Source organism: Methylosinus sporium (genome assembly GCF_003113265.1).
GTDB classification, from domain to species: domain Bacteria; phylum Pseudomonadota; class Alphaproteobacteria; order Rhizobiales; family Beijerinckiaceae; genus Methylosinus; species Methylosinus sporium.
Genome location: NZ_PUIV01000020.1, coordinates 1 through 16876, shown reverse-complemented (window position 1 = coordinate 16876; position 16876 = coordinate 1). Strand labels below are relative to the sequence as shown.

Annotated in this window: 15 protein-coding genes and 1 pseudogene; 5 read left to right on the top strand and 11 right to left on the bottom strand. The window is 62.6% G+C overall.

The window, feature by feature from the left end:
- Window positions 1-12: 12 nt before the first annotated feature.
- Both C5689_RS12675 and galE read right to left on the bottom strand, forming a co-directional pair.
- A complete protein-coding gene (locus C5689_RS12675) occupies window positions 13-918 on the bottom strand; it encodes a hypothetical protein (protein ID WP_108917639.1) in 906 nt (301 codons plus the stop codon).
- Window positions 919-1087: 169 nt separating this feature from the next.
- Entirely contained in the window at window positions 1088-2083 is a 996-nt protein-coding gene (galE, locus tag C5689_RS12670) for a UDP-glucose 4-epimerase GalE (protein ID WP_108917638.1), read from the bottom strand.
- Window positions 2084-2283: 200 nt separating this feature from the next.
- Between galE and C5689_RS12665 the strand changes: the two genes are divergently transcribed.
- Window positions 2284-3168 (top strand): UTP--glucose-1-phosphate uridylyltransferase, encoded by an 885-nt coding sequence (locus C5689_RS12665; RefSeq protein WP_108917637.1) that lies wholly within the window; start codon window positions 2284-2286, stop codon window positions 3166-3168.
- A gap of 68 nt (window positions 3169-3236) precedes the next feature.
- On the opposite strand, the gene irrA is transcribed toward C5689_RS12665, so the two are convergent.
- Window positions 3237-3719, bottom strand: coding sequence for an iron response transcriptional regulator IrrA (gene irrA, locus C5689_RS12660; protein WP_108917636.1), 483 nt, complete (start codon window positions 3717-3719; stop codon window positions 3237-3239).
- A 186-nt stretch (window positions 3720-3905) separates the two neighbouring features.
- Between irrA and C5689_RS12655 the strand changes: the two genes are divergently transcribed.
- Together C5689_RS12655 and C5689_RS12650 are read left to right on the top strand one after the other, a co-directional pair.
- Window positions 3906-5102: a lytic murein transglycosylase gene (locus C5689_RS12655; protein WP_306432198.1), complete on the top strand. Its 1197-nt coding sequence runs from the start codon at window positions 3906-3908 to the stop codon at window positions 5100-5102.
- 106 nt (window positions 5103-5208) lie between these two features.
- Window positions 5209-5859 carry a Crp/Fnr family transcriptional regulator gene (locus C5689_RS12650; protein WP_108917634.1) on the top strand — a complete coding sequence of 217 codons (651 nt, stop codon included), beginning with the start codon at window positions 5209-5211 and terminating at the stop codon, window positions 5857-5859.
- Between the two features lie 48 nt (window positions 5860-5907).
- Here the strand turns inward: C5689_RS12650 and C5689_RS12645 are convergent, their stop codons facing one another.
- The 6 genes from C5689_RS12645 to C5689_RS12620 all read right to left on the bottom strand — a co-directional run bounded on the left by C5689_RS12645 (window position 5908) and on the right by C5689_RS12620 (window position 13134).
- Entirely contained in the window at window positions 5908-6129 is a 222-nt protein-coding gene (locus C5689_RS12645; protein WP_108917633.1) for a formate dehydrogenase subunit delta, read from the bottom strand.
- The gene (gene fdhD / locus C5689_RS12640) at window positions 6119-6949 is read right to left on the bottom strand and encodes a formate dehydrogenase accessory sulfurtransferase FdhD (protein WP_108917632.1); all 831 of its coding nucleotides are present in this window, start codon (window positions 6947-6949) and stop codon (window positions 6119-6121) included. Before fdhD ends, C5689_RS12645 begins: the two co-directional genes overlap by 11 nt.
- A gap of 221 nt (window positions 6950-7170) precedes the next feature.
- Complete coding sequence (gene fdhF, locus C5689_RS12635; RefSeq protein WP_108917631.1) at window positions 7171-10047, bottom strand: formate dehydrogenase subunit alpha; 2877 nt, start codon at window positions 10045-10047, stop codon at window positions 7171-7173.
- An 11-nt stretch (window positions 10048-10058) separates the two neighbouring features.
- Window positions 10059-11612, bottom strand: a complete 1554-nt coding sequence (locus C5689_RS12630) for a formate dehydrogenase beta subunit (RefSeq protein WP_108917630.1) — start codon at window positions 11610-11612, stop codon at window positions 10059-10061.
- A complete protein-coding gene (locus C5689_RS12625) occupies window positions 11609-12085 on the bottom strand; it encodes a formate dehydrogenase subunit gamma (RefSeq protein WP_108917629.1) in 477 nt (158 codons plus the stop codon). Before C5689_RS12625 ends, C5689_RS12630 begins: the two co-directional genes overlap by 4 nt.
- Before the next feature lie 146 nt (window positions 12086-12231).
- Window positions 12232-13134 carry a LysR family transcriptional regulator gene (locus C5689_RS12620; RefSeq protein WP_108917628.1) on the bottom strand — a complete coding sequence of 301 codons (903 nt, stop codon included), beginning with the start codon at window positions 13132-13134 and terminating at the stop codon, window positions 12232-12234.
- 98 nt (window positions 13135-13232) lie between these two features.
- Here C5689_RS12620 and C5689_RS12615 point away from each other — a divergent pair.
- Both C5689_RS12615 and proS read left to right on the top strand, forming a co-directional pair.
- Window positions 13233-13690, top strand: a pseudogene (locus C5689_RS12615) (DUF29 domain-containing protein).
- A 98-nt stretch (window positions 13691-13788) separates the two neighbouring features.
- Window positions 13789-15336: a proline--tRNA ligase gene (gene proS / locus C5689_RS12610; protein ID WP_108917678.1), complete on the top strand. Its 1548-nt coding sequence runs from the start codon at window positions 13789-13791 to the stop codon at window positions 15334-15336.
- 52 nt (window positions 15337-15388) lie between these two features.
- Here proS and C5689_RS18250 read toward each other — a convergent pair whose 3' ends face one another.
- A complete protein-coding gene (locus C5689_RS18250) occupies window positions 15389-15940 on the bottom strand; it encodes a hypothetical protein (protein ID WP_146188383.1) in 552 nt (183 codons plus the stop codon).
- Between the two features lie 65 nt (window positions 15941-16005).
- Window positions 16006-16626: a hypothetical protein gene (locus C5689_RS18245; RefSeq protein WP_146188382.1), complete on the bottom strand. Its 621-nt coding sequence runs from the start codon at window positions 16624-16626 to the stop codon at window positions 16006-16008.
- Window positions 16627-16876 lie beyond the last annotated feature (250 nt).

The following is a 16876-nucleotide window of genomic DNA, read 5'->3' as shown; positions in this document are numbered from 1 at the left end:
GCCCCTGCTCTTTTACGCGTTTTGCGAAGCGCTCGAGGACCAAGAGCCCTGCTGAGCGACGAGATCCTTCAGCAACGCCTCGACGCTCGATTGCGCGGCGCTGGCGTCGCCGCTCTTGGCGGCCGTGATCAGCGTCTTCAGATCATCGACGATGGTCGAAGAGGAAGACGAGGAATCGGTCGTCGTCGAGGACGATGACGAGGAATCCGTCGAGGACGAGGACAGGAGCGAAGCGAGATCGCTCTCGAGGCTCGTGGCGGAACTCTTCTGCGTCGTCGTATCGCCCGATTGCACTGCGTTCAGCAGCGTCGCCAGATCGGAGACGAAGGAGGAAGCGGTCGAATCCGAGCTGTCGGAAGAAGACGGCGGGGGCGGAGGCGGCGGCGCTTTCAAATGACTCTCGATCGTCTTGGCCGTCGATTGCGCGGTCGTCGTGTCGCCCGACTGCACCGCCGAGACCAAAGTCTGCAGATCGGAGAGGAATCCGGATTGGCCATCCGACGAGGACGATGACGAGCTCGACGAATCCGAGGTCGACGACGATTGCTGCAACAGGCTCTGAAGGCTCGACGCGGCGGTCTTGGCCGCCTCTGTATCGCCGGAGTCGACCGCCTTCAGCAGACTGGCGACTGTCGAGGCGAAACTCGAATCAGAGGACGAAGTGGAATCGTCGCTGGAGCTGGTCGAGCTGGAATCGCTGGCGAAGAGCAGCGAGGCGAGCTGGCCGGAGCCCGGGCTGCGGAAATCGATCGCCGAGCTGGAATCGACGGCGCTGGTCTGCGTCGTGGAGGTGGAGCTGGTCGTCGCCGAAGCGCTCGCGGCAGCCGCCGCTGTCGTGTCGTCGACGTCTTTCGTGTGACGGGAATGATGATGATAGGCGGTTTGAACCGCGCTGGAGGCCAGACTCGATATGGACATTCTGCGTATCCTGCAAGGAGAGCGGACGTGCGCGACTGTCCGCGCGCCGCCTTACGCAAAACTTACCAACATCCACTATCTAGAGGCTATATCGCACAGAAATACTTGTAAAATCGGGCGTTTTCTTCCCATCTCCGAAGAGCGTCGAAATATTTCTATAATATATATGCTATGCTCCACTTTCGTTACGCACCGCAAGCTTGCGCTCCCAATCCAACGCCTGGCGCACGATCGTCTCGAGATCGTCGTGACGCGGCGTCCAGCCGAGGCGCGAGCGGATGCGATCATTGGCGGCGACGATGGCGGCCGGATCGCCCGGCCGACGGCCAGCGAATTCGACCGGGAAATCGACGCCGGAGACGCGCTTCACCGTTTCGATCACCTCGAGCACCGAGAAGCCGTGCGCATAGCCGCAATTGCAGACGAGGCTCTCGCCGCCCCCGCGCAAATGGCGCAGCGCGTCGAGATGGGCGCGGGCGAGATCGGTGACATGGATATAGTCGCGCAGGCAGGTGCCGTCGGGCGTCGGATAATCGGTTCCGAACACTTGCATGCCCGGGCGCAGCCCCAGCGCCGCCTGCACCGCGACCTTGATGAGATGCGTCGCCTTGGGCGTCGATTGGCCGGAGCGGCCTTTGGGGTCGGCGCCCGCGACATTGAAATAGCGCAGCGCTACATAGGCGAGATCATGCGCGCGCGAGACATCCTCGAGCATCCACTCGACCATCAGCTTGGAGCGTCCATAGGGCGAGACCGGCTTCAGGCTCTCGTCCTCCGTCACCGGATTATGCTCGGGATCGCCATAGACGGCCGCGGTCGAGGAGAAGATGATGCGCTTCACGCCAGCTTCCACCGCTGCCTCCAGCAGAGCCCGCGCTTTTGCCGTATTGTTCGAATAATAGCCGAGAGGATCGGCGACGGACTCGGGGACCACGATCTTGGCCGCGAAATGAATGATCGACTGGACATCATGCCGCGCGAAAATATCGCGCAGCAGCGCCGCATCGCCAAAATCGCCCACGATGAGCGGAACCTCTTCCGGAACCGCCCAGCGAAACCCCGTGGAGAGATCGTCGAGCACGACGACCTTCTCGCCGGCGTCGAGCAGCTCGAGCGTCATATGGCTTCCAATATAGCCGGCGCCGCCGGTCACGAGAATGGTCATTCCGCTCTCTTCCTGCTGAAGACGTCATCACGGGAAATTAACGGGCAATGGTTAAGGACGAATCCTGGCCCGGCTCGGACTAGGCGTTGGTCTTTCGCCATTGCGGGATATTCTCGGAAAAGCGCTAGCGCCTTTTCCACAACCCTGCTCGCGCGTCGCGCTCTCGCGCTCGGGTCGCACTCGCTCGAAATGGACTAATCATGAGCAAACGCATTCGCAAGGCTGTATTTCCCGTAGCCGGCCTCGGCACGCGCTTCCTTCCGGCGACCAAAGCGGTGCCGAAGGAAATGCTGACCGTCGTCGATCGTCCCGTGCTCCAGCATGTGGTGGACGAGGCGCGCGAGGCCGGGATCGAGCATTTCATTTTCGTGACCGGACGCAACAAGGGCGTCATCGAGGATCATTTCGACATCGCCTACGAGCTCGAGGACACGCTCAAAAGGCGCGGCAAGGCCAAGGAATATGACGCGCTGGTCGCCGATCTGCCGGCCGCCGGCGCGACGAGCTTCACCCGCCAGCAGGCGCCGCTCGGCCTCGGCCACGCCGTCTGGTGCGCGCGCGAGATCGTCGGCGACGAGCCCTTCGCCGTGCTGCTGCCCGATATGGTGACGCTCGGCAATGGCCCCAAGCAGAGCCGCTGCCTCGCCCAGGCGGTGGAGGCCTATGAGGCCCATGGCGGCAATGTGATCGCGGTGGAGGAAGTGCCGCCGGAGGAGACGCATCAATATGGCATCGTCTCCGTGGGCAAGGATTTCGGCGCCGCTTTCGAGATCACCGGAATGGTGGAGAAGCCGCCGCGCGGAACCGCGCCGAGCAATCTGATGATCTCGGGCCGCTATATTCTGCAGCCGGAGATTTTCGACATTCTGGCGAAAGGCGAGAAGGGCGCGGGCGGCGAGATTCAGCTCACCGACGGCATGGTGACGCTCAGCGGCTCACAGGCCTTCCACGGCGTGCGCTTCGACGGCAAGACCTATGACACGGGATCGAAGCTCGGCTTCCTCGCCGCCAATCTCGCCTTCGGCCTGACGCGCCCGGACATAGCCGACGGGCTGAGGGCGGAGATCGCCAAGCTGCTCGGCTGATCGGAAAAGGCCCCTCCCCGACCCTTTCCCGCGAGGGTGAGGGAGGGGCGCTAACCAAGCCTCGAAAGCTACGCCTTCCGCTTCGGCCGCAGCCGGATGATGACGTCGCAGCCGACGATCTCCATGCCCTCGGGCGGAGCGGGCAGCTTGGCGAATTCGATGGAGCCGTCCACCACGTCGAACATGCGCTTGCTGACCTCATCCATGAAATGATGATGCGGCGCGGTGCGTGTGTGGAAATAGGTGCGCGGTCCCTGCACGGCGATCTCCCGCAGCAGGCCGACGTCGGCGAATTGGTTGAGCGTGTTGTAGACGGTCGAGAGCGACATTTGCAGCCCGGCCTCGCGCGCTTCGGCGTGGAGCGCTTCGGCGCTCACATGGCGGTCGCCATTGCCATAGAGCAGCTTGCTGAGCGAGATGCGCTGCGAGGTGGGACGAAGGCCCGCCGCCCGCAGCTTGGCCTTCAGCTCATGCTCCTCCTTGGCGGGAACCGCCTTTTTTCCGAGTTGGATCGGCGCACGAAAATTCGTAATCATGGGGTGATGCGTCATTTCCGTTTCGCCTCAGATCCTGTCCTGCTCGCGGCTCCTAGTGGAAGTCGAGACATGCCGATTGAAAACGCAGCGCAGCGAAGTGTCAAACAAAATGGCCAAAAGTGTAAAGATTCCAAAGAATGGCCAAGCTCGTGGGCAATTCTGCGACAAACTTTCGGCCACGCTCGCGCCAGTCGCCGCGACGTGTTCAGAACATTGCCCGCCGTTTTCCTACTCTTTGTCCTGACGGCTATTTTCAGTTCCTTCGCCGCCGCGCAGGAAAGCGCCGACGATTCAGATCTCGCGCATTTCCTGCAGCGATTATGGCCAGCGGCGCAGGACGCAGGGGTCTCGCGCGAGACTTTCGATTCCGCGGTCGCGGGCCTGACCGTGGAGCCTGGATTGCTGCGGCGCCCACAGGCTCAAGCCGAGTTCACCATTTCCATCCCCTCCTATGTCGCCGGCGCCGTGAGCGCGGCGCGTGTCCAACAGGGACGCGCGCTCTCGGGCGAGCTCTCCGCGCCGCTGGCGACGATCGAGGAGCGCAGCGGCGTTCCTTCCGAGATCGCTCTCGCCATACTCGGGGTCGAAAGCAATTTCGGTTCCGCGACCGGCGGCGCCGACACGCTGCGCGTGCTGGCGACGCTGGCCTTCGCCGGCCATAGGGGCGCGATCTTCGCGGACGAATTCGTCGCGGCGCTCGTCATGCTGCAGCGGGGCGACGTCACCCGCACGCGGCTGCGCGGCTCTTGGGCCGGCGCCATGGGACAGCCGCAATTTCTGCCCAGCGCCTATCTGAAATATGCGACGAGCTATGCGGGCGGCGCCGCGCCCGACATTTGGACGAACCGGCTCGATTCGCTGGCCTCCATCGCCAATTTTCTGAAATTCTCCGGCTGGGACCCGCGCCTGCCTTGGGGCCTCGAGGTCATCCTGCCCAAAAATTTCGACTATGCCGACTTCGATCTCGACTTCGCGCAATGGCGCGCGCTCGGCCTCGCCGCGGCGAATGGCGAAGCGCTGCCGGCGAGCGGCCCGGCGAGCCTCTATCTGCCGGCCGGCGCGGCGGGGCCGGCCTTTCTCATCACCGATAATTTCGAGGTGATTCGCAAATACAACACATCCGACGCCTATGCGCTGTCGATCGGCCTGCTCGCCGACCGAATCGCCGGGCGGCGCGCGCCCGTCGCCCCCTGGCCGAAGAAGATCGCGGCCCTCTCCACCGCCGACTGCAAGGAACTGCAACGCCTGCTCGCCGCGCGCGGCTTCTATCGCGGCGCCATCGACGGCAAGCTCGGCCGCACCAGCCGCAACGCCGTGCATGCCTTTCAGCTGAGCGAAGGTCTGCAGCCGGCGGACGGCTTCGCCACCAAGGACGTGCTGCAGCGGCTCGCGCGCTGAGCCTGTCGCGCCGAAGCTGCAGACGTCAACGCGAGAAATAAGCTATCTGTGACGCTGAAGAGGCGTCGAGCCGCTCCGCGAGAGCTCCGCCCGCCTGGAGACTTACGTGAGCGATCATATTCTGTATCTGGTGATCGCGGCCTCGTGGACGCAGTCGGTGGCGGCTGTGGCTTCCGCCTATTCGAAGACGATGATCCGCCTGCGGATCGCATCCATGATCGCGAATTTCCTCGGCGTCATCGTCGGCGCGGCGAGCGGCAATATGGCCGTGCTGGTGCGCCACCTCATTCTGTTTCCGCTCGACCTCACGCGGCTGCGCGAGATGCGCAAGCTGGTGGCGAGCGTGAAGCGCGCGGCGGATGGCGAGCTGAAGGTCGAATGGCTGAAGCCGTTCATGCATCCATGCAGCGTGAAGGCCGGCGCGCTTTTGTTTCGCAAAGGCGAGGAGGCCGACCGCGCCTATATGCTGATCGAAGGCGAGATCGAGCTCTCGGAGATGGGGATCGTCCTGCCCCCGGGAACATTGTTCGGGGAAATGGCGCTATTCACGACGCAAGGCCTGCGCACGGCCACCGCGCGCGCCCGCGACGATTGTCGGCTGCTATCGATCACTTACGAAGAATTCGAGCAGCTCTATTTCCAGAACCCGCAATTCGGGCTCTATCTCGTTCGGCTGATCGTTCGGCGCTGTCAGACAAACATGCAGCAGCTCGAGGCCGTCGCCTGGCGCGGAACAACGGAAGATGTCGGCGCCTGAATCGAGGCGCTTGTCGCCGAGCAGACGCGACAAGGCTGCCGCTCGGCGCTATTTCGTAGCGAGCTTCTGCACCGCCTGCAGCGGCACCTCGTCGAGGCCCGCGCCGCCATGGGCGACATGATCGATGATGCCGGCGCGCATACGCGGGTCCCAGAATTTCTTCAAATGCTCGGCCGTGCCGGCCACCGCGTCGGAATGCCTCTGCGCAGCGAAGAACTTGCCGATCTGATTGGCCATTTTGACGAGCCGGTCAGCCGAATTATGCGACATGGGTAGAGACCTGTTCCAGAATGCGTTCGGGGTGGGTGAAGATTTCGAAGTCGCGGCCGCGCACGACCGCCACCAAGGTCATGCCACATTTCTCCGCCGTGCGCACGGCCAGAGCCGTCGGCGCGGAGACTGCGGCGATAATAGGCGCGCCGATGCGGGCGGCCTTTTGAACGAGCTCGACGGAAATGCGGCTCGTCATCAGCACGACGCCCTGCGCTGCTGGAAGCCGCTGACGCGCCAGCGCGCCGGCGAGCTTGTCCAGCGCATTGTGGCGGCCGACATCCTCGCGGACGATCAGCGCATCCGACTCCGGCGCCCAGAAAGCGGCGGCGTGGACGGCGCGCGTCTCGCGATTGAGCATTTGCGCGCCCGGCAGACGATCCATGGCGGCGACGAGCGCCGTCGACGAGACGCGCAGCGCATTGGCGAGAACCGGCAGCGGCCGGCTCGCCTGCTCGAGGCTTTCGATGCCGCAGAGGCCGCAGCCGGTCGGCCCGGCCATGGAGCGCTTGCGCGCCGCATAGACCTCCTGCCGTCCGCCGGCGAGCCAGCTGCGCAGCTCTATGCCGGCCTCGGAGGCGACGATCTCGAAATCGCCGGCCTCGTCGATCGAATCGATGAGGCCTTCGGTGAGCGCGAAGCCGATCGAGAAATCCTCGAGATCGGCCGGCGTCGCCATCATCACCGCGTGCGTGGAGCCGCCATAGGTGAAGGCGATGGGGGTTTCTTCCGGGATGATGCGGGAGCTGTCCGACAGAGCATCATTGCGCCGCACGATGCACGGAACGCGAATGCTGGCCGCGGGGAGGTCCTCGTTCATCCAGATCTATCTCCAGCGCGCGCCCCTTCTCCCGCTTGCGGGAGAAGGTGGCCCCGCAAAGCGGGGTCGGATGAGGGACCGTGCGATAGGCCATCGTCCTCGAAACCGGCCCCTATTCAATCGATGGCGCGCGATGAGACACCCTCATCCGACCCGGCTACGCCGGGCCACCTTCTCCCACAAGTGGGAGAAGGATTCGCGCTCGTCGATTCGGCCCTAGGTCATTCCGCCGCCGTCGCGATGCGACGGGCGTTCTCGGAAAGCTCGCGATATTGCTCCTGCCACTCGGTCGGACCGTTGGAGGGCGAGATCTGCACCGCCGTCACCTTATATTCGGGGCAATTGGTGGCCCAATCCGAATTATCGGTGGTCACGACATTCGCCTGCGAGAGCGGGTGATGGAAGGTGGTGTAGACGACGCCCGGCGCCACGCGATCCGTGACCTTGGCGTGCAGCGTGATCTCGCCGGCGCGGCTGGCGATGCGCACCCAATCCCCATCGCGCACGCCGCGCAGCTCGGCGTCATGCGGATGGATCTCGAGCACGTCCTCCTCGTGCCAACGGCTGTTCTCGGTGCGGCGGGTCTGCGCGCCGACATTGTACTGAGACAGGATGCGGCCCGTCGTCAGCAGCAGCGGGAAGCGCGGCCCGGTCTTCTCGTCGGTGGGAACATATTCGGTGATGACGAACTTGCCCTTGCCGCGCGTGAAGCCGCTGATGTGCATGATCGGCATGCCTTCCGGCGCGGCGTCATTGCATGGCCACTGAACCGAGCCGTCCTTCTCGAGCTTCTCATAGGAGACATTCTTGAAGGTCGGCGTCAGCCGCGCGATCTCATCCATGATCTCGCTCGGATGCGAATAGTTCCAGTCGAGGCCGAAGGCCTTGGCGAGCATTTGGGTGATCTCCCAATCGCCATAGCCGTTCTTCGGGCTCATCACCTTGCGGATGCGCTGGATGCGGCGCTCGGCGTTGGTGAAAGTGCCGTCCTTCTCGAGGAAGCTCGCGCCCGGCAGGAAGACATGGGCGTAATGCGCGGTCTCGTTCAGGAAGAGATCCTGCACGATGACGCATTCCATCGCCGACAGAGCCGCCGAGACATGCTTGGTGTCCGGGTCGGACTGCAGAATGTCCTCGCCCTGGCAATAGAGGCCCATGAACTCGCCGGCGATCGCCGCGTCGAACATATTGGGAATGCGCAAGCCCGGCTCATTGTCGAGTTCGACGCCCCAGGCCTGCTCGAAGCTGTGACGCACATCGTCGTTGGAGACGTGGCGATAGCCGGGCAGCTCATGCGGGAAAGAGCCCATGTCGCAGGAGCCCTGCACATTGTTCTGTCCACGCAGCGGGTTCACGCCGACGCCGCGGCGGCCGAGATTGCCGGTCGCCATTGCAAGATTGGCGATGGCCATGACGGTGGTCGAGCCCTGACTGTGCTCGGTGACGCCGAGGCCATAATAGATGGCCGCGCGGCCGCCGGTGGCGTAGAGGCGCGCCGCGGCGCGAATCTCTTCCGCCGGGACGCCCGAGAGCTTCTCGACCTCTTCCGGGCTGTTGCGATCGTCGGAGACGAAAGCCGCCCAATCCTGGAACTCGTCCCAATCGCAACGCTCGCGCACGAAGGCTTCATTGACGAGGCCTTCCTTGACGATCACATGCGCCAGAGCGGTGACGACCGCGACATTGGTGCCGGGCTTCAGCGCCAGATGATGATCGGCCGAGATGTGGGGCGAGCGCACCAGATCGATGCGGCGCGGATCGACGACGATGAGCTTGGCGCCATCGCGCAGGCGCTTCTTCATGCGCGAGCCGAACACAGGATGCGCGTCGGTCGGATTGGCGCCGATCACCAGAATGACGTCGGAATCGTCGACCGAGTCGAAGTCCTGCGTGCCCGCCGAGGTGCCGAAAGCCTGATTGAGGCCATAGCCCGTCGGCGAATGGCAGACGCGCGCGCAAGTGTCGGTGTTGTTGTTGCCGAAGCCGGCGCGGGTCAGCTTCTGGACGAGATAGGTCTCCTCATTGGTGCAACGCGAGGAGGTGATCACGCCGACAGAACGCTTGCCATGCTTCTCGATGATCGACTTGAAACGATCCGCCGCGAAGGCGATGGCCTCGTCCCAGGACACGACGCGCCAGGGATCGGTCGCCTTGTCGCGGATCATCGGCGAGGTGACGCGCTCCTTGTGCAGCGCATAGCCATAAGCGAAGCGGCCCTTGATGCAGCTATGGCCGTGATTGGCCTTGCCGTCCTTCCAGGGAACCATGCGGACGATCTCCTCGCCGCGCATTTCCGCCTTGAAGGTGCAGCCGACGCCGCAATAAGCGCAGGTGGTGACTTCCGAATGCTCCGGCTGGCCGACGGCGATCACCGATTTCTCGGTCAAGGTCGCGGTCGGGCAGGCCTGCACGCAGGCGCCGCAGGAGACGCATTCGGAATCCATGAACGCCTCGGCCATGCCGGGCGAGACGCGGCTGTCGAAGCCGCGGCCGTCGATCGTCAGCGCGAAAGTGCCTTGAGTCTCCTCGCAGGCGCGAACGCAACGATTGCAGACGATGCATTTCGACGGATCATAGGTGAAATAGGGATTGGATTCGTCCTTCGGCATCCAATCGAAATTCGCCTTGCCGTCGACGCGGCTGCGGGCGAACACATGGTTGGAGCCGTCATAGCCATAGCGCACGTCGCGCAGGCCCACGGCGCCCGCCATCGTCTGCAGCTCGCAATCGCCATTGGCGGCGCAAGTCAGACAGTCGAGCGGATGGTCGGAGATATAGAGCTCCATCACGCCGCGGCGGATCGCCTTGAGGCGCGGCGTCTGCGTGTGCACGCTCATGCCCGGCAGCACCGGCGTGGTGCAGGAGGCCGGCGTGCCATAGCGGCCATCGATCTCGACGACGCAGAGACGGCAGGAGCCGAAGGCCTTCAGGCTGTCGGTGGCGCAGAGCTTGGGGATTTCCGTCCCCAGCTCCATGGCGGCGCGCATGATGGACGTGCCTTCCGGCACGGTGACCGATACGCCGTCGATCGTCAGAGTGACTTCTTTCTCGGACTTCGACGCGGGCGTGCCGTAATCGATTTCTTTGACGAGGCTCATGGCTTTGCTCCTCACTCGGCGGCGGCGGGAAGCGTCGCTTTGCGGAAATCTTCTGGATAATGACGAAGGGCGCTCTCGACCGGATATGGGGCGAAGCCTCCGAGCGCGCAGAGGGAGCCGAACTTCATCGTGTTGCAGAGGTCGGACAGCAGCTCGATATTCGCCTCCACATCGACGCCTTCGACGATCTTGTCGATCGTCTCGACGCCGCGGGTGGAGCCGATGCGGCAGGGCGTGCATTTGCCGCAGCTCTCTATGGCGCAGAACTCCATGCCGAAGCGCGCCATTTGCGCCATGTCCACGGTGTCGTCGAAAACGACGAGGCCGCCATGGCCGATCAGGCTGTCGTGCTTCTGGAACGCCTCATAGTCGAAAGGCGTGTCGAACAGCGACGGGGGCACATAGGCGCCGAGCGGGCCGCCGCATTGCACGGCGCGCACCGGACGGCCGGTCAGCGTGCCGCCGCCGATGTCGTTGACGATCTCGCCCAGCGTCAGGCCGAAGGGCGTCTCATAGAGGCCGCCGAACTTCACATTGCCGGCGATCTGCAGCGGCATGGTGCCGCGCGAGCGGCCGACGCCCAGGGAAGCGTAATATTCGCCGCCCTTGGCGAGGATCGCGGGGGCGGTGGCGAGCGTCAGGACATTGTTGACGACCGTGGGGCGACCCATGAAGCCGACATGCGCCGGCAGCGGCGGCTTGACGCGCACAATGCCGCGATGGCCCTCGAGGCTCTCCAGCAGCGAGGTCTCCTCGCCGCAGACATAGGCGCCGGCGCCGATGCGCAACTCTATGTCGAAGGCGAAGCCGGAGCCGCGCACATTCTCGCCGAGCCAGCCGGCCTTGCGCGCGGCCTCCAGCGCCTCGGTCAGCACCTCGGCGCATTGCGGATATTCCGCGCGCAGATAGATGAAGCCCTTGCTCGCGCCGATGGCGTAGCCGCAGATCGTCATGCCTTCGATGAGGACGAAGGGATCGCCCTCCATCACCATGCGATCGGCGAAAGTGCCCGAGTCGCCCTCGTCGGCGTTGGTGACGACATAGCGGCGATCGGCCGGAGCGTCGGCGACCGTCTTCCATTTGATGCCGGCCGGGAAGCCCGCGCCGCCACGGCCGCGCAGGCCGGATTTGGTGACTTCCTCGATCACCTTGGCCGGGCCGATCTCGAAGGCCTTGGCGAGCCCCTGCCCGCCGCCATGGGCGACGTAATCATCGAGATTCACGGGGTCGATAATTCCGACGCGCTCGAAGGTCACGCGCGTCTGCTTGGCCCAATAGGGATGCTCCTCGACCTTGCCGATGGAGAGCGGATGCGCGCCGCCCTTCAGAAAGCCGGCGTCGAACAGCGACGGAACGTCCGAGGGCTTCACATTGCCGTAGCCGATGCGGCCTTCCGGCGTCTCGACCTCGACCAGAGGCTCGAGCCAGAGCAGGCCGCGCGAGCCGTTGCGAATGATCTGAATGGTCTCGCCACGCGCGGCGGCCTCTTTTTCAATGGCGGCGAGGACGCGCTTGGCGCCCACCGCGAGCGCGGCCATGTCGCGGGGCACATAAATCTTGGTCATGATTTTTGCGCCTCCGACGCCAGCTCGTCCAGAATCTCCGCATCGACGCGGCCGATCGGCTCGCCGTCGTAGAGAGCGCCGGGGCTGTGAGCGCAAAGGCCGAGGCAATAGACCGCCTCGACCGTCAGCGAGCCGTCATTGGCGGTCCCGCCCCATTCGAGCTCGATGCGCTCGAGGAAGTCCTTGGCGATCTTCTCCGATCCCATGGACTGACAGGACTCCGCGCGGCACAGCTTCAGCACATGGCGGCCGGCCGGCGCGTGGCGGAAGTCGTGATAGAAAGTGACGACGCCATGCATCTCGGCCCGGGAGATGTTCAGCGACTGCGCCAATTGCGGCACGACGGCCTCGGGCACATAGCCGAATTCTTCCTGGATAGCATGCAAGATAGGCAGGGCAGGACCCTCGAGCCCGAGATGGGCGTCGATGATCTCCTGCGCCCGCGCCTCGTTCCACGGAACAGCGCCAGACATTTCTTCCCCGTTCTTATCGAGCCGGCCCGTTCTTGAAGAGCGGACCCTTTGTGAGCGACAGCCGCCCATTTTAGGTAATTGCCCCAACAGTGCCGCAAAAAGCCGGCGGGATCAATAATCTGGAACAGTTACACGATAGGCGAATCCTATAGATCGCCAACTATCGGATTCCGCGCGAGCTTCTTCGCCTCGGCGACCAGCGCTGCGACCTGCGGAATGGTCGGCTCGCGGTGCGGGACGACCAAACCGATCTCATGGACCGCCTCGGGCTCGACGATGGGAATAGAGCGCAAAGGGGCGGTGACGCGCAGCGAGTCGACCAGCTTTTCGGGTAGGATGGTCGCCCAGCGTCCAGTCTTCACATGGGCGAAGAGCACGATGACCGAATTCGATTCGAGCGCGGGCTCGGGCTCGCCGCCGGCGTCGCGAATCAGCCGCTCGACGATGCGGCGATTCTGCATGTCGGGCGTCAGCAGGCAGAGCGGGATGCGGCCGACCTCGGCCCAGCTCACCTTGTCGCGATTGCCGAGCGGATTGTCGGCGGCGGTCAGCAGCCGGTAGCGCTCGGAAAACAGCGGCACTGTGCGCACGCGGCCCAAGGGCTCGTTGTCGAGATAGGTGAGGCCGGCGTCGATCTCGAGATTGTCCAGCATGGACAAGATCTCGGTCGAAGAGCTTGTGAGAATGGTGAAGCGCACATTGGGGTGCTTTTCGCGGAAGGGCGTCGTCAGCGCCGGCACCATGGTCAGCGCCGTGGGGATGGCGGCGATCTTGAGCTGGCCGCCGAGCCCCTCCTTCAGCGTGCGGACCTCCTGGCGCATCGCCCTCGCGTCGGCGACGATGCGCTTGGCCCATTCCAGCACGCGCTCGCCCTCGGCGGTGAGGCTGTGGAAGCGCGAAGAGCGATTGACGAGCAGGACGCCGAGACTGTCCTCGAGCTGCTTGATCCCGGCCGAGAGCGTCGGCTGCGTGACGCCGCACAGTTCGGCCGCGCGGGAAAAGCTGCGCTCTTTGGCGACGGTGATGAAGAATTCCAGCTTGTCGATCAAGTTGCGCTCGCGCTCCCTCTCGCGCCCTCGCGGGACCTTATGGGACGCTGGCGGGAATTATATACATAATGGGCTAGCTCGGCGAATGCCTCGCACGAATGGGGGATATCGGATATCCTGACGGCGCAGCGAATGGAGGGCGCGGAATGCCCCATAGCCCACTCTACGAAACCGATTTCTACGCCTGGGCCCTGCTGCGCGCCGGCCGGCTCTCAGCCGCCGACGTGGAGAACATCGCCGAGGAGATCGACAGCATGGGCCGCAGCGAGCCGTTTTACTGGCGCATCTGCTGAAGTGGCGATTCCAGCCGGCGTTGCGCGGCAACAGCTGGCGCTTGAGCATTCGAGAACAGCGACTGCGCATCCGACGTCATCTCGAAGACAATCCGAGCCTGAATGCGTTGCTCGACGCCGCCATGGCCGAAGGCTACGAGCTTGCCGCGATCGTCGCGCAAAGGGAAACCGGCCTCGGCGACGACGCCTTCCCTCCGACGTGTCCCTGGCTTTTCGACCGAGCGATCGCCGCCGATTTCTGGCCCGACGCCGACCGAGCGTGAGTTCGCCGACCGCGCGGCGCCTCGCCGGCATCACTCGCCATGACGGCTGGCTCGAGCTATCTCTCCCGTCAGCCCAGAATCACATCCCGAAGGCAAAGATGAAACGCGCTCTGTCGGTCACGAGAGAAGAGAATTTCGCGCAATGGTATCAGGCCGTCGTCGCCGAGGCCGATATGGCCGAGACGAGCCCGGTGCGCGGCTGCATGATCGTCAAGCCATGGGGCTATGGCGTCTGGGAGCTGATCCAGGGGGCGCTCGACAGGCGCATCAAAGAAACCGGCCACGACAATTGCTATTTTCCGCTGTTCATCCCCATGAGCTTCATCGCTCAGGAGGCGAGCCATGTCGAAGGCTTCGCCAAGGAGATGGCGGTCGTCACCCATCACCGGCTGAAGGCCGTGGACGGCAAGCTCGTCGTCGATCCCGACTCCAAGCTCGAGGAGCCGCTCATCGTGCGGCCGACCTCGGAGACGATCATCGGCGACGCCTTCCGCCGCTGGGTCTCCTCGCATCGTGACCTGCCCGTGCTCATCAATCAATGGGCCAATGTCGTGCGCTGGGAGATGCGCACGCGACTCTTTTTGCGCACCAGCGAATTCCTATGGCAGGAGGGCCACACCGCCCATGCCGACGAGGCCGACGCACGGGAAGAGACGCGCAAAATGCTCGAGGTCTATCGCCAGATCGTCGAGGATGTGCTCGCCGTTCCGGTGATCGCCGGCGAGAAGCCGGAGAATGAGCGCTTCCCGGGCGCCGTGAACACTTATTCCATCGAAGCAATGATGCAGGACGGCAAGGCGCTGCAGGCCGGCACCTCGCATTATCTCGGAACCAATTTCGCTCACGCGCAGAACATCCGCTTCCAGAGCGCGAGCGGCGAGCTGGAATATTGCCACACGACGAGCTGGGGCGTCTCGACGCGGCTCATCGGCGGCGTGATCATGACCCACGGCGACGATGACGGGCTGCGCCTGCCGCCCGCCATCGCCCCGCGTCAGGTGGTGATCGTGCCCATGCTGCGTGAGAAGCCCGAGGACGCCGAGGTTCTGGCCTTTTGCGACAAGCTCAAAGCCGAGCTGGACGGGCTCTTCGCGCTCGGCTCCCCCTTGCGGGCGATCGTCGACAAGAAGCCGGCGCGAGCCGCCAATAAGCGCTGGGACTGGGTGCGCCGCGGCGCGCCGGTCATTCTCGAGATCGGCCCGCGCGACGCCGCCAATGATGTGGTGACGCTGATCCGCCGCGATAGACTGCGCGAGGGCGACAAGATCGTCTCGACGGCGACGCCGCGCGCGGAATTCGTGAACGCGGTCCCTGCCCTGCTGGCGGAAATTCAGGCGGCGCTGTTCGCCGAGGCCAAGGCGCGGCTCGAGGCGAATATTCGCTCCGATCTGACGAGCTTCGCAGAGATCGCCGATTATTTCGGCAAGGCGGCCGAGGACGACGAGGCTGCGGCAGCCTTCAAAGGCTGGGTGCGCGCGCCCTGGGCGCGGCCGACCGGCGCCGAGCTCGAGGAGGTGGAGACGCGGCTGAAGGCGCTGAAACTGACGCTGCGCAACATTCCGCTGGAGCAGAGCGCGCCGAAGAGCATTTGTGTCTTCACCGGCCGGCCCGCGGTCGAGGAGATTTTGATCGCTCGCGCTTATTGAGCGCGGGCGGCACAGCACTTAAATCAATTAACCTCACAACTACAAACCGACCTCAATAGTCATCGAGTTCAACCTTCACAGCCGTATTATCTGTCATAAAGATTCCAACATATATTTCATCAGTTGGATTTATTGTCGATATACAAATTTTTTTATCAGTGTCACTTCGCCAAGCAAACACGACATGTTTTACCTTGAACCGCATACGCACTGAGTTTACGTTAGCGCCTTTCACGCACATAATAAAAGATTTTAGCAAAAATGGCGAAACGACCTGAAGTTTGAAGCTTCGATAATTAGTCATATCAATACGATTTTGCGGCGCGCGCATTTCAAATGCTCGAATGTGACCCACAATCTGATCCTGATTCAGGCTGCTAACTCGTCCAATATGCATATATTCTATATAAAGAGAAGGACCGACGCCGACCGTATCAAATGATCTAACATTTTTTATACTACCACCGACAAGAGAGCCATCGTTATCTAAAAAATAAGTCAGCCCACGCGCCTCTACGCCATCGACATCGATGCCCTCTACCTTTGTTTCGGGAGCAATCTTGATTCCGACGGGACCATACTGTTGTTTCAATTCAGGTAGCATGACGGATTGTGCTACAGCCGTATTTGTTATAATACTACAAAGCGTAGAGAAAAATGTCCTTGCTATCATGCTGCGCCGTGCCGCCTCCTTTTATATCTTGCCTTTATTTTCTTGTGCTTGGACGACGACGTCGGCGATATCTTTGGTTGTTCAGTCCCCGCACCCGTTCTAGATTCTGTGTAAACAGAATTGTTATTGATTTCAGAATCAGTTATTTTCCCCTCATTTTTGAGAAGGATCATAGGCCCACTTACGATATTTTGGTTAGCTTTCAATCCGCTAACAACGCCTCCTGGACCGTTATGAATTAGAGCAGGAGGCACCGACAAGGTAGGAGTCGCGGATTCTGTTTCCAGTCGCGGCCTAGCGGCCGTTCCAGAGGCAACCTCCTTTTGGTCCACCAACAAAGGTGTTCTAAATGTTATATTTGGATATGACTTGTGAAATCCATCCGATACTGGATTCCAAGTCACTGCTAGAAGCATGAGGAACAATAGAATTACGGTAATTATTTTAATACCTCTTCTCGCGGGGGACAGCGCCGCCCCAAATAAAATCAGGCCAAAGGCAATCACGACCAGTAAGGTACGGATCCACCAAGTCAATTCACCAATGGCACACACGATGCCGAGAACAATGCCGATGAGAGCGAGGCAATCGCCTCTTGATAAGGGCTGCAATGACATGCTTTCGAATTTGCGCCTCGGCAAAGGGCTTTGCAAGCTCTGACCTGTAGGAAAGCGCTAATCCGATGCAAATTGCGCAGTTTTCAACGGAGAGTGACAAAGGCAGCACAATGTATGAGCGGCTGCGAGCATGAAGCCTGGAGCCAGCGGGGCCTAGGCTCAGGACCTGTTAATTTCGAGTGAGGCGTGATTCAAGGTCTCCGATATGGAGGCTTTGATGGGTGATTTGTTTTTGCTCAGCGAAACGCAG

Bases quoted from the DNA above. Each gene is read 5' to 3' on its own strand.
- C5689_RS12675 (WP_108917639.1), bottom strand. From the start codon at position 918: ATGTCCATATCGAGTCTGGCCTCCAGCGCGGTTCAAACCGCCTATCAT.
- galE (WP_108917638.1), bottom strand. From the start codon at position 2,083: ATGACCATTCTCGTGACCGGCGGCGCCGGCTATATTGGAAGCCATATG.
- C5689_RS12665 (WP_108917637.1), top strand. From the start codon at position 2,284: ATGAGCAAACGCATTCGCAAGGCTGTATTTCCCGTAGCCGGCCTCGGC.
- irrA (WP_108917636.1), bottom strand. From the start codon at position 3,719: ATGACGCATCACCCCATGATTACGAATTTTCGTGCGCCGATCCAACTC.
- C5689_RS12645 (WP_108917633.1), bottom strand. From the start codon at position 6,129: ATGTCGCATAATTCGGCTGACCGGCTCGTCAAAATGGCCAATCAGATC.
- fdhD (WP_108917632.1), bottom strand. From the start codon at position 6,949: ATGAACGAGGACCTCCCCGCGGCCAGCATTCGCGTTCCGTGCATCGTG.
- fdhF (WP_108917631.1), bottom strand. From the start codon at position 10,047: ATGAGCCTCGTCAAAGAAATCGATTACGGCACGCCCGCGTCGAAGTCC.
- C5689_RS12630 (WP_108917630.1), bottom strand. From the start codon at position 11,612: ATGACCAAGATTTATGTGCCCCGCGACATGGCCGCGCTCGCGGTGGGC.
- C5689_RS12625 (WP_108917629.1), bottom strand. From the start codon at position 12,085: ATGTCTGGCGCTGTTCCGTGGAACGAGGCGCGGGCGCAGGAGATCATC.
- proS (WP_108917678.1), top strand. From the start codon at position 13,789: ATGAAACGCGCTCTGTCGGTCACGAGAGAAGAGAATTTCGCGCAATGG.
- C5689_RS18250 (WP_146188383.1), bottom strand. From the start codon at position 15,940: ATGCTACCTGAATTGAAACAACAGTATGGTCCCGTCGGAATCAAGATT.
- C5689_RS18245 (WP_146188382.1), bottom strand. From the start codon at position 16,626: ATGTCATTGCAGCCCTTATCAAGAGGCGATTGCCTCGCTCTCATCGGC.